The 254-nt window shown below is 68.1% G+C and carries 1 protein-coding gene; it reads right to left on the bottom strand.

The genetic code is table 11. From position 1 onward, the window contains the following. Positions 1 to 246: c-type cytochrome (locus ACTFO6_RS19140; protein WP_439935916.1), on the bottom strand; the 246-nt coding region annotated here is incomplete at its 3' end. Positions 247 to 254 lie beyond the last annotated feature (8 nt).

Below are 254 nucleotides of genomic sequence, written 5' to 3'. Positions count from 1 at the left end.
GGCGAAGCCTTGCATGATGGGATTCTGCCGCTCCCCCGTCTTGTAATCGGTGAGGGCCTTCTCCAGGTAGTCCCGGTACTGGCCCGCGAGCCTGGGGTACGCGGGAGCGATGGGCGCATCCCCCGTCGGCCCGTGACACGCGGCGCACACCTCGGTGGCGATCTTCTTGCCCGCCTCGGGATTGGCCGCCCACGCCCCCGTGGCGCCGAGCAGGCAGCACAAAGCGAGGGACAGCGTTCTTTTCATTCCTCCCC

Source organism: Pelomicrobium sp. G1, from assembly GCF_051905455.1.
GTDB lineage: Bacteria > Pseudomonadota > Gammaproteobacteria > Burkholderiales > UBA6910 > Pelomicrobium.
This window is presented reverse-complemented; position numbering and strand designations above follow the sequence as displayed.